We start from the raw sequence: 14,259 nt of genomic DNA, 5'->3' as shown, positions 1-14,259 counted from the left end.
GACCTCGCTCAGCTTCGCTTCCCCTCTCCCGCACCGCCGTGTTGCCGGTGGCGCGAAAGAGGCGTGATTCTAAGCACACGCCCTCATCCGCGCAAGCGCTTTGTGAAAATATTTTGAAAAACCCGCGCGCCAGCGCGCGCGGGCTTCGGCAACATGAGACATCTGCCGTCCGGCGAGCAACTGACTGCTCCGCGCCGCTCTATATATAGATAGATCGGCTCGATCTCACTTGCCGCCGGCGGCCGTCTGCAGTTGCTCGATCGGCACGGCATCGGCCATCGCGGCATAACCGGCGTCGCTCGGATGGATCCCGTCGCCGCTATCGTAGCGACGCTGCAGCACGTCGGGGCGCGCCGGGTCGCGTAGCGCCGCATCGAAATCCACCACCCCGTCGAACGCGCCGCCGCTCCTGATCCATCGGTTCACGTCGAGCCGGATCGCTTCGCGCTCCGTCGGCAGCGCGGCCGGTGTCAGCGTCGCACCGAAGACCTTCACGCCACGACGATGTGCGGCTTCGATCAACCGTCGATAGCCATCGATCAACGACGACGCCGTGACCTGCGTGTGCGGATGGTCGCAATCGAGCCCCGGCCGCGGCGGCATCGCCGCAAAATTGATGTCGTTGATCCCGATCAGCACGATTACCGCCTTCACGCCCGAACGCGACAGCGCATCGCGCTCGAACCGCGACGCCAGCGACGTGCCGTAGCACGCCGAATCGCTGAGCAGCCGGTTTCCGCTGATGCCCAGATTCACCACCCCGAGCGACGCCGAACCCGACGCGGCCAATCGACGCGCGAGCGCATCCGGCCAGCGGCGGTTCCGGTTCAGGCTCGAGCGCAGCCCGTCCGTGATCGAATCGCCAATCGCAGCAACGCTCGCGCGGGCGGGGTCCGCCTCCACCGCCAGTTCCGTCACCCACGCATATTGGGTAAAGCGCGTACGGAACGCCGCAGCGCTCGGATCGTTCGTGTGATCGCCGGGCGACGATACGTAGTTGATCTGATTGGACACACGGTGCCACACGGTCATCCGCTGCTTCGGCCCCATCTGCAGACTGACCGCATACGGCCGCGCGGCCGCCACGTCGAGCGCCACCGGGTCGCTTTCGATCTCCTGGCCCGGCGCGAGCGTCACCGACGCCTTGCCGCCGAACCGCACCGGCGCGATCGCGCGCTCGGCGAGCGACGCACCTTCACCGGCACGCGCGAGCGTCGCAGCGTCCACGACCAACGGTGTGCGCCCGTATGCATTGCTCACGCGAATCCGCGCGGCCCGCCCCGATATCGTCGGGTAGACGATCTGCCGAACGGTCCGCCCGGCCACGTCCGGCGCACGATAAAGCGGCGGCGGCGCAGCCAGATCGGGAATCGGCTGCAACGCGGTCGCCCACGCGGCCACCCATGCGGACGACGCCGCGACGGCGCAAAGCGGCGACACGAAAACGGCCGCGCCCAGCACGACAGCGGCGAAACGGCTTCGGAACGACATCGGCGAAATCCTCATCGGAAAGCGGGCATTGTGCCGCAGAACGCATCGGTGTCGGAAAACGAGCGCCGCCAGACGATCGCGCCCCGACATCCATGGTTTACCCGAATCTCGCCGCAATTTTGCCAACAACTTTATTAACCGACCGGTCGGTTGGTTTATACTTCGCTCACATTCAACCGGACGAGAGCCTCCGCCATGTACACGCAATCCCTCGACATCCCCGGCAACGTCGCGCCGCTCGACGCCGCAGCCGAGTCCCCCGAGCAGGCGCGGTTCGACGCGGTCATGGCCGCGGACGGCAAGATCGAACCGCAGGACTGGATGCCCGACGCCTATCGCAAGACGCTGATTCGCCAGATCTCGCAGCACGCGCACTCGGAAGTGGTCGGCATGCTGCCCGAAGGCAACTGGATTTCGCGCGCGCCCAGCCTGAAGCGCAAGGCGATCCTGCTCGCGAAGGTGCAGGACGAAGCCGGTCACGGACTCTATCTTTACAGCGCTGCCGAGACGCTCGGCGTCTCGCGCGATGCGCTGATCGACGCACTGCACGCCGGCAAGGCGAAATATTCGAGCATTTTCAACTACCCGACGCCGACCTGGGCCGACGTCGGCGTAATCGGCTGGCTCGTCGACGGCGCCGCGATCATGAACCAGATCCCGCTGTGCCGCTGCACGTACGGCCCGTATGCGCGCGCGATGATTCGCGTGTGCAAGGAAGAGTCGTTCCATCAGCGCCAGGGTTTCGATGCGCTGCTGACGATGATGAAGGGCAGCGACGCGCAGCGCGAGATGGTCCAGCAGGCAGTGAATCGCTGGTGGTGGCCGGTGCTGATGATGTTCGGCCCGAGCGACGCCGATTCGGTCCACAGCAATCAGTCCGCGAAGTGGGGCATCAAGCGGATCTCGAACGACGATCTGCGGCAGAAGTTCGTCGACGCGACGGTCGAGCAGGCGAAGGTGCTCGGCGTCACGCTGCCCGACCCGGACCTGAAGTGGAACGACGCGCGCGGCCACTACGACTACGGCGCGATCGACTGGGACGAATTCTGGCGCGTCGTCAACGGCGACGGCCCGTGCAACAAGGAGCGCCTCGCGACGCGCGTAAAGGCGCACGAAGACGGCGCGTGGGTCCGCGAAGCGGCACTCGCGCACGAAGCGAAGCGCCGCGCGCGCGCCGAACAGCACGCGGCATGAGCGGCACGCGTCGGCATTCGCGTGCCGGCGCTCATCGAATTCACGGACAGCATTGCATCGGACCGGCTCGCGCCCGCGCGCGCAACGCCGGCCCACAGGAGAGAAAGATGAACAAGGAATGGCCGATCTGGGAAGTATTCGTGCGCAGCAAGCAAGGCCTCGATCACAAGCATTGCGGCAGCCTGCATGCGGCCGACGCGACGATGGCGCTGCGCATGGCGCGCGACGTCTACACGCGCCGCCAGGAAGGCGTGAGCATCTGGGTCGTGCCGTCGTCGGCGATCACCGCGTCGGATCCGAACGAGAAGGCGGAGCTGTTCGAGCCGGCGGGCGACAAGATCTACCGCCACCCGACGTTCTACACGCTGCCCGACGAAGTCAACCACATGTAACGCGCGCCATGACGATCACGCCCGAACATCTCTCTTACGTGCTGCGTCTCGCGGACAACGCGCTGATCCTCGGTCAGCGCAACGCTGAATGGTGCGGCCACGGCCCGGTCCTCGAGGAAGACATCGCGCTCACCAACATGAGCCTCGACCTGATCGGCCAGGCGCGCATGCTGTACACGCACGCAGCCGAACTCGAACGCCAGCTGAACGGCGCGACGAAGACCGAGAACGACTACGCGTACTTCCGCACCGAGCGCGAGTTCGCGAACTTCACGCTCGTCGAGCTGCCGCACTACGGCCCGCTCGCGGGCACCGCGCACGCCGACAAGGACTACGCGGTGACGATCGTGCGCAATTTCCTGTACGCGACGCTGATGCTGCACGTGTGGACCGCGCTCGAAACGTCGACCGACGCGCAGCTCGCCGCGATCGCCGCGAAGTCGGTGAAGGAAACCCGCTATCACGTGCAGCACGCACGCGAGTGGCTCGTTCGGCTCGGCGACGGCACCGACGAATCGCATCGCCGCGCGCAAGCGGCGCTCGACTACCTGATTCCGTACACGCGCGAATTCTTCGCCGCCGATGCGGTCGACGCGGCGATCGCCGCGCAGCGCATCGGCCCTGCGCCGGGCGCGCTCGAAGCCGCGTGGCGCGCGGACGTCGACGATGCGCTCGCCGAAGCGACGCTCGTCCTGCCGGCGCCCGTCAAGCATGTGCCGACGGGCAAGCAGGGCGAGCACTCCGAGCACATGGGCTACCTGCTCGCCGAAATGCAGAGTCTCGCGCGCCAGCATCCGGGCGCGACCTGGTAACAGGCCACATCGGAGTCCACGCATGTCCATCCACATCGCCGCCCCTACGCACGCCGCTCCCGTCGCGCGCCGCGACGACGATCCGCTGCTCGCGCGCGCGTGGGACGTGCTCGAAGCGGTGCCCGATCCGGAGATCCCGGTCGTATCGATCCGCGAGCTCGGGATCCTGCGCGACGTGCGCCGCGCGGACGACGGCACGCTCGAAGTCGTGATCACGCCCACCTACTCGGGCTGCCCGGCGATGTCGCAGATCGCCGAGGACATCGCGGCCGCGCTGCAGGCCGCCGGCCTGCCGCCGCACCGGATCGAGACGGTGCTGTCGCCGGCATGGACCACCGACTGGATCACGCAGGAAGCGCGCGACAAGCTGCGCGCATACGGGATCGCGCCGCCCGTCGGCCAGTGCGGCAGCGCCGCGCCGCGCGAGAACGTCGTGCGCTTCGTGCCGCGACCGGCCGCCGCGCCCGCGTGCCCGCGTTGCGGCTCCGCGCGTACCGAACGTCTCGCGCAGTTCGCATCGACGGCCTGCAAGGCGCTGTACCGCTGCGTCGACTGCCGCGAACCTTTCGACTACTTCAAACCTTATTGATATGGCGACCCCGCAATTTCATCCGCTGCGTATCCGCGACGTGCGGCCCGAGACCGCCGACGCCGTGACCGTCTCGTTCGAAGTGCCGCCGGAGCTGCGCGATGCGTACCGCTTCACGCAAGGCCAGTTCGTCACGCTGAAGGCGCACGTCGACGGCGAGGAGACGCGCCGCTCGTATTCGATCTGCGTCGGCACGACCGACTACGACCGCGACGGCGAGCTGCGCATCGGCATCAAGCGCGTGCGCGGCGGCCGCTTCTCGAACTTCGCGTTCGACACGCTGAAGCCCGGCCACACGATCGACGTGATGACGCCGGACGGCCGCTTCTTCACGCATCTGAACGCCGATCACGGCAAGCAGTACGTCGCGTTTTCCGGCGGCTCGGGGATCACGCCGGTGCTCGCGATCGTGAAGACGACGCTCGAACTCGAGCCGCGCAGCACGTTCACGCTGATCTACGGCAACCGCAGCGTCGACTCGATCATGTTCGCGGAAGAGCTGGAAGACCTGAAGAACCGCTACATGAACCGTTTCGTCCTCTATCACGTGCTGTCGGACGATCTGCAGGACGTCGAGCTGTTCAACGGCGTGCTCGACCAGGCGAAATGCGCGGCGTTCCTCGACACATTGGTGCCGGCCGATTCGATCGACGAAGCGTTCATCTGCGGCCCCGCGCCGATGATGGATGCGGCCGAAGCCGCGCTGAAGGCGGCCGGCGTGCCGCCGGCGAAGGTGCATGTCGAGCGCTTCGGCACGCCGCTGCCGCAGGCCGGCGCGCCGGTCGTGGAGATCACCGAGCGCACGCCCGCCGCCGATCTGGAAATCGTGCTCGACGGCAAGAAGCGCAAGCTGCGCCTGCCGTACGAAGGCGTGAGCCTGCTCGACGTCGGTCTGCGCGCGGGGCTCGCGCTGCCGTACGCGTGCAAGGGCGGCGTGTGCTGCACGTGCCGCGCGAAGGTGCTCGAAGGCGAGGTACGGATGGAGAAGAACTACACGCTCGAGGAGCACGAAGTGAACGACGGCTTCGTGCTCACGTGCCAGTGTCATCCGGTCAGCGACAAGGTCGTCGTGAGCTTCGACGAGCGTTGAGCGGCGTCGTATCGGCGCGCCGCCCGATTTCTCGTCGTCACGCATCTCGCTTACACTAGGGGCCGCCGGCCGGCTGGGCGCCGCATACCGCGTCCAGCCGGCCGGCGGTTTTCTTTTGCTGACGACAGGCCGATGAGTACCATTCACGTGATTCAGGGCGGCACCGCCACCGCGTCGCTGCGCGATGCGCTCGCGAAAGCCGGGCGCGACGAGCGCGTCGTCGGACTGCTCGACGATCTCGGCGTCGGCCCGCTGAAGGGCGTCGACGAGACGCCGGACACCCGCGCCGCGTTCTGGCAGCGCGTGCTCGGCGACCGCACGCCCGACTGGAACGCGGAAATCGAACGCGAATTCGCGCGCCTCGACGAGCTCGCCGCCGATGCCGCGCAGGTCGTCGTCTGGCATGCGCCGAGCGTCGGCGACAAGCTGCTGTTGCGCCGTGTCGCCTATCACCTGCGCAACGTGCCGCAGCGCCTGAACGAGGTGCGGCTGTCGGCCGTCGATCTCGATCCGGCGCAGCGCGCATCGCTGTCGCGCGCCGATCAGGCGTGCGCAGCGGGGATGTTCTCTCCCGCGGAACTCGCCCGCAAACGGCCGATGGCCGCGCCGATCTCGGTGCTGCGCATCGGGCGTCTCGCGCTCGAGTGGCAGGAAGCGAAGCACCTGAACGCCGAGCTGCGCTACTGGGTCAGCAATACGATCAAGAGCGGCCATTACGCGGATCTCGACGCGCTGATCCTCGCGCGTGTGCAAGCGGACTGGCTGCCGGCGCGGCGCCTGGTCGGCAGCATCATGGCCGAGGCCGATCGTGGCGGCCTGTTCGTCAGCGATGCGATCGCGTGGTGGCGCTGCCGCGAACTGGCCGCGGCCGGCCGGCTCGAGCTGCAGGACGACGCGCCGGCCGCCCTCTCTTCCACGCAGGTGCGCGCGGCACGCGCAGCGATCGCGCACCGCTAACCTCTTCCCGCATTCGATCATGGCCCGTACCCGAGCGCCCGACCACGAATCCCAGCGCGAGCAGATCCTCGATCTCGCCGCCGAGAAATTCGCGCAGACGAGCTACCCGAGCACGTCGATGTCCGATCTCGCGACCGCGAGCGGCACGTCGAAGGCGCGCCTCTATCACTATTACGAAAGCAAGGAAGCGATCCTGTTCGATCTGCTCGATCGCTACACGAAGCGGCTGATGCTGATCATCGCCGAGGTCGAAGGCATCAGCCAGCGGCGCGGCCTCAGCGAGCGCGAGGCGTTTGCGGAGCTGGTGCGCGCGTTCCTGGCCGAATACGAGACGTCGCACAGCCGGCACGTCGCGCTGCTGAACGACGTGAAGTATCTCGAGGACGCGCAGCGCGAGATCGTGCTCGACCGCCAGCGCGACATCGTCGCGGCTTTCGCGCGGCAGCTCGCGCGCGCGTATCCGGACCGCATCTCGAAGGAGAACCAGACGTCAGTGACGATGATGGTGTTCGGGATGATCAACTGGACGTTCACGTGGCTCAAGCCGGGCGGCCGCCTCGGCTACCGCGACTTCGCCGAGCAGGTGATCGACATGATCGAACGCGGGCTGTCGACGGCTGCGTGATGCCGCGCAGCAGCAAGCGTTGCGTGGCACACACGTCGCGGCACGCGACTTGCTATTCGTATGGCGAATCCATATCATCCAAAAAATCAATAGCTTACGCGATTAACTAAGCGGATTTAGAATTTCCCCTCAGTAAAATATACGGGTTTTCCCCAACCCGAAACAGGCCGCTCAGGTAAAATGCTGCTGCATTGCACAACCGCTGTACGGTCACACACTGAGGAACCCACGATGAACACGCAATTCAACGGCTCGGCCGATGTCGTCGGCAACGCCGGCAGTGCGCCGGTTCTCGTCAGGGAACTGGCTTCCAAAGACCGTGAGCAGATGCTCACCCATTTTCTGTCGCTCGACGAGGAAGACCGGCTGCTGCGCTTCGGCCAGATGGTGCCGGACCACGTGATCGAGAACTATGTGCGTACGATCGATTTCGGGCGCGATACCGTGTTCGGCGTGTTCGACCACAACCTCGAACTGATCGGCGTCGGCCATCTGGCCTACCTGCCGGCCGAGGGCGACAAGCGCACGGCCGAGTTCGGCGTATCGGTGCTCGAGCGCGCGCGCGGCCGCGGCGTCGGCACGAAGCTGTTCGAGCGCGCGGCGATCCGCAGCCGCAACACGCACGTGACGACGCTGTACATGCACTGCCTGTCGCGCAACGCGACGATGATGCATATCGCGAAGAAGTCGGGGATGCGCATCGAGTACGCGTACGGCGAAGCCGACGCATATCTGTCGCTGCCGCCAGCCGATCACTCGACGATCATCGCCGAAATGCTGCAGGAACAGGCGGCGGTGTTCGACTACGCGCTCAAGCGCCAGGCGCACCGCACGACGAAATTCATCGAAGCGCTGATGCCCGCCGCGCTGACGGCCTGACGCCCGCATGCCGGGCCAGCCGGGCCGCCTCGCGACGTGCCCGAGCCCTTCCCTCCCGCGCCGCTAGCGCACCGACCGGATCGGCAACGCGGTCGTCTCCTTGAAGCACTCGAGCGAAAAGCTCGTTTTCACGTCGATCACCGACGGATGGTGCAGCAACTGCTCCTGCACGAAACGGGAGAAATGCGCCATGTCCTCCACCTGCACGCGCAGCAGATAGTCCATGTCGCCCGTCATCGCATGGCATGCGACCACTTCCGGCCATGTCTGCACGGCCGCGCGAAACAGCTCCGCGTGCGTCGCGCCCGCGCGCGCCGACGTTTCGTCCGCGCGGACCGGCACCACGCCGCCGCGCTTCTCGAGCCGCACGCTCACGTACGCGAGCAGGTCGAGCCCGAGCTTTTGCGGGTCCAGCAACGCAACGTAGCCGGTGATCACGCCGATCTCCTCGAGCCGGCGGATTCGGCGCAGGCACGGGCTCGCCGACAGGTTCACGCGCTCGGCGATCTCCTGGTTCGACAGGCGGCCGTTCTCCTGAAGAATCGCGAGAATCCGCCGGTCGATGGCATCGAGTTCCACTTGCGCCATCTTCTGCCCTCCAGTTTCGTTTTCGAGACGGTAAATTGCGCCATCGTAGGCAGCAACGATTAATTTCGCAAGGTTCCGCTCCGGGTCGGCCGCTACACTTGGTCGCACGTACCGAGTCGTTGCGCGCACCGCGGCATGCGCAACGTTCGACAGGAAACCGGGCCGGACCCAAGCGACACTCCGGCCGACCGCAGAGCACACAGGAGACACGCATGCAGATCCCCACCTGGGACAATCCCGTCGGCACCGACGGCTTCGAATTCATCGAATACACGGCGCCGGACCCGAAAGCGCTCGGACAGCTGTTCGAACGGATGGGCTTCACCGCGATCGCGCGTCACCGCCACAAGGACGTGACGGTCTATCGTCAGGGCGACATCAATTTCATCATCAACGCCGAGCCGGATTCGTTCGCGCAGCGCTTCGCGCGCCTGCACGGCCCGTCGATCTGCGCGATCGCGTTCCGCGTGCAGGACGCCGCGAAAGCCTACAAGCACGCGCTGGAGCTCGGCGCGTGGGGCTTCGACAACAAGACGGGCCCGATGGAGCTGAACATCCCGGCGATCAAGGGCATCGGCGACTCGCTGATCTACTTCGTCGACCGCTGGCGCGGCAAGAACGGCGCGCAGCCGGGCGCGATCGGCGACATCAGCATCTACGACGTCGATTTCGAGCCGATTCCCGGCGCGGAGCCGAACCCGGTGGGCCACGGCCTCACGTACATCGACCATCTGACGCACAACGTGCACCGCGGCCGCATGCAGGAATGGGCGGAGTTCTACGAGCGCCTGTTCAACTTCCGCGAAGTGCGCTACTTCGACATCGAAGGCAAGGTGACGGGCGTGAAGTCGAAGGCGATGACGTCGCCGTGCGGCAAGATCCGGATCCCGATCAACGAGGAAGGCTCGGACACGGCCGGCCAGATTCAGGAATATCTCGACGCGTACCGCGGTGAAGGAATCCAGCACATCGCGCTCGGCACGAGCGACATCTACCGTGCGGTCGACGGGCTGCGCGGCCACGGCGTGAAGCTGCTGGACACGATCGACACGTACTACGAGCTGGTCGATCGCCGCGTGCCGAACCACGGCGAATCGCTGGAAGAGCTGAAGAAACGCAAGATCCTGATCGACGGCGCACGCGACGACCTGCTGCTGCAGATCTTCACCGAGAACCAGATCGGGCCGATCTTCTTCGAGATCATTCAGCGCAAGGGCAACCAGGGCTTCGGCGAGGGCAATTTCAAGGCGCTGTTCGAATCGATCGAGCTCGATCAGATCCGTCGCGGCGTCGTGCAGGACAAGGCCTGACGCGGCGCGCGCGGCGGCCGGGCGGCCGGGCGGCCGCGCACGATTCGGCAGCACAAACAAAAAGGGCGGGAATCGCGAGATTCCCGCCCTTTGTCGTTCCGGCGCAGCCAGCAGCCGCGCGAGCGGATCAACGCACGTTCGCCTTCGGCGCGACGGCGCGCTCGGCCGACGGCTGCGCATCGGCGTCCTGCGCCGACGCGATCTGACGCATCTGCGCACCGGCTGCCGCCAGGGCGCTCGCGCCCTGCGCGTGTGCCGGGCCGGTCATCGCGAGAAACGCCGCGGACACGATCAGGAAACTCTGGATATGACGAGTGTTCATTGCACCTCCTATAAGACTGCCGGCGCCTCCCCGGCCGCGTCGCAGAAGGCGATGCGGTCGGGCACCTCCGGCAGGCCGACAAGATTAACGGCAACCGCGCGGAAGTGGGGCGGGCTTTACATGCTTTTACATGATGTAACGCATCGCGCCGCGCCGTTTCGGTTGATGCACCGCCACAATCGCGCGAGTGGGCGGCGGGTTTATCCCAGTGCTACCATCACTTAAAACCGGCCAATATGCCGGCCACTGCCGACGCGTTCACAAGACGCCGACGCACTCGAAGTTTTGGTGATCCCAAACTGGGTGGAGGAGACTGTTCAATGAATGCCCCGCTAGACGCAGGCCAACGCGCGTCGCTCGAAGCCGCGCTGAAGTCCGTCACGCTTGACGACAAATACACGCTCGAACGCGGCCGCGCGTACATGAGCGGCATCCAGGCGCTCGTGCGCCTGCCGATGCTCCAGCAGGAACGCGACCGCGCCGCCGGCCTCAATACCGCCGGCTTCATTTCCGGCTATCGCGGCTCCCCGCTCGGCGGCCTCGATCAGTCGCTCTGGAAGGCCAAGCAGCACCTCGCCGCCCATCAGATCGTTTTCCAGCCCGGCCTCAACGAAGATCTCGCCGCGACCGCCGTATGGGGTTCGCAGCAGGTGAACCTGTTCCCCGGCGCGCGATACGACGGCGTGTTCGGCATGTGGTACGGCAAGGGTCCGGGCGTCGACCGCACCGGCGACGTCTTCAAGCACGCGAACTCGGCCGGCTCGTCGAAGCATGGCGGCGTGCTCGTGCTCGCCGGCGACGACCACGCGGCGAAGTCGTCGACGCTCGCGCATCAGTCCGAGCACATCTTCAAGGCGTGCGGGCTGCCGGTGCTGTTCCCGTCGAACGTGCAGGAATATCTCGACTTCGGGCTGCACGGCTGGGCAATGAGCCGCTATTCGGGCCTGTGGGTCGCGCTCAAATGCGTGACGGACGTCGTCGAATCGTCGGCGTCGGTCGACATCGACCCGCATCGCACCGAAATCGCGCTGCCGACCGACTTCCTCATGCCGGAAGGCGGGCTGAACATCCGCTGGCCCGATCCGCCGCTCGTGCAGGAAGCGCGGCTGCTCGACTACAAGTGGTACGCGGCGCTCGCGTACGTGCGCGCGAACAAGCTCGACCGGATCGAAATCGACTCGCCGAACGCGCGCTTCGGGATCATGACCGCCGGCAAGGCGTACCTCGACGTGCGCCAGGCGCTGACCGATCTCGGCCTCGACGACGAAACCTGCGCACGGATCGGCATCCGGCTCTACAAGGTCGGCTGCGTGTGGCCGCTCGAAGCACAGGGCGCGCAGGCGTTCGCGCGCGGCCTCGACGAAATCCTGGTCGTCGAGGAAAAGCGTCAGATCCTCGAATACGCGATCAAGGAAGAGCTGTACAACTGGCCCGACGCACAGCGCCCGCGCGTGTACGGCAAGTTCGACGAGAAGGACGGCGCCGGCGGCGAATGGTCGGTGCCGATGGGCAACTGGCTGCTGCCCGCGCACTACGAGCTGTCGCCGGCGATCATCGCGAAGGCGATCGCGACGCGGCTCGACAAGTTCGAACTGCCGTCGGACGTGCGTGCGCGCATCGCCGCACGCATCGCGGTGATCAACGCGAAGGAAATGGCGCTCGCGAAGCCGCACGTGCAGACCGAACGCAAGCCGTGGTTCTGCTCGGGCTGCCCGCACAACACGTCGACGAACGTGCCGGAAGGCTCGCGCGCGATCGCCGGCATCGGCTGCCACTACATGACCGTATGGATGGATCGCAGCACCAGCACGTTCAGCCAGATGGGCGGCGAAGGCGTGCCGTGGATCGGTCAGGCGCCGTTCACCGACGAAAAGCACGTGTTCGCGAACCTCGGCGACGGTACTTACTTCCACTCGGGCCTGCTGGCCGTGCGCGCGGCGATCTCGTCGAACGCGAACATCACGTACAAGATCCTGTACAACGATGCGGTCGCGATGACCGGCGGCCAGCCGGTCGACGGCGTGCTGACGGTCCCGCAGATCACGCATCAGCTCGCGTCCGAAGGCGCGAAGAAGATCGTGATCGTCACCGACGAGCCGGAGAAGTACGACGGCCAGAAGGCGCTGCTCGCGCCGGGCGTGACGATCCATCATCGCGACCAGCTCGACGACGTGCAGCGCGAGCTGCGCGAGATCGCGGGCACGACGATCCTGATCTACGACCAGACCTGCGCGACCGAGAAGCGTCGCCGCCGCAAGCGCGGCACGTATCCCGATCCGGCCAGGCGCGTCGTGATCAACGAAGCGGTGTGCGAAGGCTGCGGCGACTGCTCGGTGCAGTCGAACTGCCTGTCGGTCGAACCGCTGGAAACCGAATTCGGCACGAAGCGCCAGATCAACCAGTCGAGCTGCAACAAGGACTTCTCGTGCGTGAAGGGCTTCTGCCCGAGCTTCGTCACCGTCGAAGGCGGACAGCTGAAGAAGCCGAAGGCGGTGTCCGTCGACGGCAGCACGCTGCCGCCGATTCCCGAACCGGCACTGCCGGCGATCGACCGCGCATACGGCGTGCTCGTCACCGGCGTCGGCGGCACGGGCGTCGTCACGATCGGCGCGCTGCTCGGGATGGCCGCGCACCTCGAAAACAAGGGTGTGACCGTGCTCGACGTGACCGGCCTCGCGCAGAAAGGCGGTGCCGTGATGAGCCACGTGCAGATCTCGCACACGCCGACCGACATCCACGCGACGCGCATCGCGATGGGCGAGGCGGACCTCGTGATCGGCTGCGACGCGATCGTGACGGCCGGCGACGAGTGCACGTCGCGGATGCGGCACGGTGCGACGCGCGTGGTCGTCAACAGCGCGCAGACGCCGACCGCCGAGTTCATCAAGAACCCGAACTGGGCGTTCCCGGGGCTGTCGGCCGAGAACGACATCCGCGCGGCGGCGGGCGAAGCGGTCGACTTCATCGACGCGAACCGCTTCGCGGTCGCGCTGCTCGGCGACGCGATCTACACGAACCCGTTCGTGCTCGGCTACGCGTGGCAGAAGGGCTGGCTGCCGCTGACGCTCGCGTCGCTCGAGCGCGCGATCGAGCTGAACGGCGTGTCGGTCGACAAGAATCGCGCGGCGTTCGACTGGGGCCGCCGCGCCGCGTACGACCTCGCCAGCGTGAAGCAGGCTGCGGCGAGCGACGTGCGCCCGGCGCAGGGCGCCACGGTGATCGCGCTGCATACGAAGAAGGCCGTCGATGCGCTGATCGCGAAGCGCGTGGAGTTCCTCACCGCGTACCAGAACGCCGCGTATGCGTCGCGCTATGCGGCGTTCGTCGACCGCGTGCGCGCGGCCGAGCGCGCGCTGGCCGACGGCGACACCGCGCAGGAGCCGCTGACCGAAGCGGTCGCGCGCAACCTGTTCAAGCTGATGGCGTACAAGGACGAGTACGAAGTCGCGCGGCTGCAGTCCGATCCCGCGTTCGTCGCACGGCTGTCCGCGCAGTTCGAAGGCGACTGGAAGCTGAAATTCCATCTCGCGCCGCCGCTGTTCGCGAAGAAGGACGCGCACGGCCATCTCGTGAAGAAGGCGTACGGCCCGTGGATGATGTCGGCGTTCCGGCTGCTCGCGAAAGCGAAGTTCCTGCGCGGCACCGCGTTCGATCCGTTCGCGCGCACCGAGGAGCGGCGCACCGAGCGCGCGCTGATCGGCGAGTACGAAGCGCTGATCGACGAAGTGCTCGCGACGCTGAACGCGGCGAACCGTCCGCTCGCGCTCGAACTCGCGGCGCTGCCGGACGGTATCCGCGGCTACGGCCACGTGAAGGAGAACAACCTGCGCGCGGTGCGTCAGAAGTGGAACGCGCTGCTTGCGCAGTGGCGTTCGCCGACGGGCGGCCAGTCGCGCCAGCAGGTCGCGTAACGGCACGCGGCGCTCGTTCGCCGCCCGGCGGGACGCGCCCGCACCGGGTCTGCTTCACGATAAAAAAAACGCCACGGAACGCGGGTTCCGTGGCGTTTT

The 14,259-nt window shown here is 66.6% G+C and carries 13 protein-coding genes; 10 read left to right on the top strand and 3 right to left on the bottom strand.

Features of this window, described 5'->3' with window-relative positions:
- Positions 1 to 225: 225 nt before the first annotated feature.
- On the bottom strand, positions 226 to 1,491 hold the full coding sequence (locus BUB20358_RS16705; protein WP_006762840.1) for an SGNH/GDSL hydrolase family protein: 1,266 nt from the start codon (positions 1,489 to 1,491) through the stop codon (positions 226 to 228).
- A 195-nt stretch (positions 1,492 to 1,686) separates the two neighbouring features.
- On the opposite strand from BUB20358_RS16705, the gene paaA reads away from it, so the two are divergent.
- The 8 genes from paaA (at position 1,687) to BUB20358_RS16665 (ending at position 8,029) form a co-directional block, all read left to right on the top strand.
- Positions 1,687 to 2,685, top strand: coding sequence for a 1,2-phenylacetyl-CoA epoxidase subunit PaaA (gene paaA / locus BUB20358_RS16700; protein ID WP_006762841.1), 999 nt, complete (start codon positions 1,687 to 1,689; stop codon positions 2,683 to 2,685).
- Positions 2,686 to 2,792: 107 nt separating this feature from the next.
- Complete coding sequence (paaB, locus tag BUB20358_RS16695; RefSeq protein ID WP_034188015.1) at positions 2,793 to 3,077, top strand: 1,2-phenylacetyl-CoA epoxidase subunit PaaB; 285 nt, start codon at positions 2,793 to 2,795, stop codon at positions 3,075 to 3,077.
- A gap of 8 nt (positions 3,078 to 3,085) precedes the next feature.
- On the top strand, positions 3,086 to 3,889 hold the full coding sequence (gene paaC, locus BUB20358_RS16690; protein ID WP_006762843.1) for a 1,2-phenylacetyl-CoA epoxidase subunit PaaC: 804 nt from the start codon (positions 3,086 to 3,088) through the stop codon (positions 3,887 to 3,889).
- A 22-nt stretch (positions 3,890 to 3,911) separates the two neighbouring features.
- The gene (gene paaD / locus BUB20358_RS16685) at positions 3,912 to 4,478 is read left to right on the top strand and encodes a 1,2-phenylacetyl-CoA epoxidase subunit PaaD (protein ID WP_035971345.1); all 567 of its coding nucleotides are present in this window, start codon (positions 3,912 to 3,914) and stop codon (positions 4,476 to 4,478) included.
- A gap of 1 nt (position 4,479) precedes the next feature.
- Positions 4,480 to 5,568: a 1,2-phenylacetyl-CoA epoxidase subunit PaaE gene (gene paaE / locus BUB20358_RS16680; protein WP_006762845.1), complete on the top strand. Its 1,089-nt coding sequence runs from the start codon at positions 4,480 to 4,482 to the stop codon at positions 5,566 to 5,568.
- A gap of 132 nt (positions 5,569 to 5,700) precedes the next feature.
- Positions 5,701 to 6,525 (top strand): DUF1835 domain-containing protein, encoded by an 825-nt coding sequence (locus tag BUB20358_RS16675; RefSeq protein ID WP_006762846.1) that lies wholly within the window; start codon positions 5,701 to 5,703, stop codon positions 6,523 to 6,525.
- A 19-nt stretch (positions 6,526 to 6,544) separates the two neighbouring features.
- Positions 6,545 to 7,150, top strand: coding sequence for a TetR/AcrR family transcriptional regulator (locus BUB20358_RS16670; protein WP_006762847.1), 606 nt, complete (start codon positions 6,545 to 6,547; stop codon positions 7,148 to 7,150).
- A 231-nt stretch (positions 7,151 to 7,381) separates the two neighbouring features.
- Positions 7,382 to 8,029, top strand: a complete 648-nt coding sequence (locus BUB20358_RS16665) for a GNAT family N-acetyltransferase (RefSeq protein ID WP_035971346.1) — start codon at positions 7,382 to 7,384, stop codon at positions 8,027 to 8,029.
- Between the two features lie 63 nt (positions 8,030 to 8,092).
- Here the strand turns inward: BUB20358_RS16665 and BUB20358_RS16660 are convergent, their stop codons facing one another.
- On the bottom strand, positions 8,093 to 8,617 hold the full coding sequence (locus tag BUB20358_RS16660; RefSeq protein ID WP_035971347.1) for an Lrp/AsnC family transcriptional regulator: 525 nt from the start codon (positions 8,615 to 8,617) through the stop codon (positions 8,093 to 8,095).
- Positions 8,618 to 8,829: 212 nt separating this feature from the next.
- Here BUB20358_RS16660 and hppD point away from each other — a divergent pair, with 212 nt between their 5' ends.
- Positions 8,830 to 9,927, top strand: a complete 1,098-nt coding sequence (gene hppD, locus BUB20358_RS16655; protein ID WP_006762850.1) for a 4-hydroxyphenylpyruvate dioxygenase — start codon at positions 8,830 to 8,832, stop codon at positions 9,925 to 9,927.
- 127 nt (positions 9,928 to 10,054) lie between these two features.
- Here the strand turns inward: hppD and BUB20358_RS16650 are convergent, their stop codons facing one another.
- Positions 10,055 to 10,249, bottom strand: a complete 195-nt coding sequence (locus BUB20358_RS16650; RefSeq protein WP_035971348.1) for a hypothetical protein — start codon at positions 10,247 to 10,249, stop codon at positions 10,055 to 10,057.
- Between the two features lie 320 nt (positions 10,250 to 10,569).
- On the opposite strand from BUB20358_RS16650, the gene BUB20358_RS16645 reads away from it, so the two are divergent.
- A complete protein-coding gene (locus BUB20358_RS16645) occupies positions 10,570 to 14,160 on the top strand; it encodes an indolepyruvate ferredoxin oxidoreductase family protein (RefSeq protein WP_006762851.1) in 3,591 nt (1,196 codons plus the stop codon).
- Positions 14,161 to 14,259 lie beyond the last annotated feature (99 nt).

Source organism: Burkholderia dolosa (genome assembly GCF_902499135.1).
GTDB lineage: Bacteria > Pseudomonadota > Gammaproteobacteria > Burkholderiales > Burkholderiaceae > Burkholderia > Burkholderia dolosa.
This window is presented reverse-complemented; position numbering and strand designations above follow the sequence as displayed.

What these genes read in the sequence shown, in the direction of transcription:
- BUB20358_RS16675 (WP_006762846.1), top strand. Translation starts at nt 5,701, where the DNA reads ATGAGTACCATTCACGTGATTCAGGGCGGCACCGCCACCGCGTCGCTG.
- hppD (WP_006762850.1), top strand. Translation starts at nt 8,830, where the DNA reads ATGCAGATCCCCACCTGGGACAATCCCGTCGGCACCGACGGCTTCGAA.
- paaD (WP_035971345.1), top strand. Translation starts at nt 3,912, where the DNA reads ATGTCCATCCACATCGCCGCCCCTACGCACGCCGCTCCCGTCGCGCGC.
- paaE (WP_006762845.1), top strand. Translation starts at nt 4,480, where the DNA reads ATGGCGACCCCGCAATTTCATCCGCTGCGTATCCGCGACGTGCGGCCC.
- paaC (WP_006762843.1), top strand. Translation starts at nt 3,086, where the DNA reads ATGACGATCACGCCCGAACATCTCTCTTACGTGCTGCGTCTCGCGGAC.
- BUB20358_RS16705 (WP_006762840.1), bottom strand. Translation starts at nt 1,491, where the DNA reads ATGTCGTTCCGAAGCCGTTTCGCCGCTGTCGTGCTGGGCGCGGCCGTT.
- BUB20358_RS16650 (WP_035971348.1), bottom strand. Translation starts at nt 10,249, where the DNA reads ATGAACACTCGTCATATCCAGAGTTTCCTGATCGTGTCCGCGGCGTTT.
- BUB20358_RS16660 (WP_035971347.1), bottom strand. Translation starts at nt 8,617, where the DNA reads ATGGCGCAAGTGGAACTCGATGCCATCGACCGGCGGATTCTCGCGATT.
- paaB (WP_034188015.1), top strand. Translation starts at nt 2,793, where the DNA reads ATGAACAAGGAATGGCCGATCTGGGAAGTATTCGTGCGCAGCAAGCAA.
- BUB20358_RS16670 (WP_006762847.1), top strand. Translation starts at nt 6,545, where the DNA reads ATGGCCCGTACCCGAGCGCCCGACCACGAATCCCAGCGCGAGCAGATC.
- BUB20358_RS16665 (WP_035971346.1), top strand. Translation starts at nt 7,382, where the DNA reads ATGAACACGCAATTCAACGGCTCGGCCGATGTCGTCGGCAACGCCGGC.
- paaA (WP_006762841.1), top strand. Translation starts at nt 1,687, where the DNA reads ATGTACACGCAATCCCTCGACATCCCCGGCAACGTCGCGCCGCTCGAC.
- BUB20358_RS16645 (WP_006762851.1), top strand. Translation starts at nt 10,570, where the DNA reads ATGAATGCCCCGCTAGACGCAGGCCAACGCGCGTCGCTCGAAGCCGCG.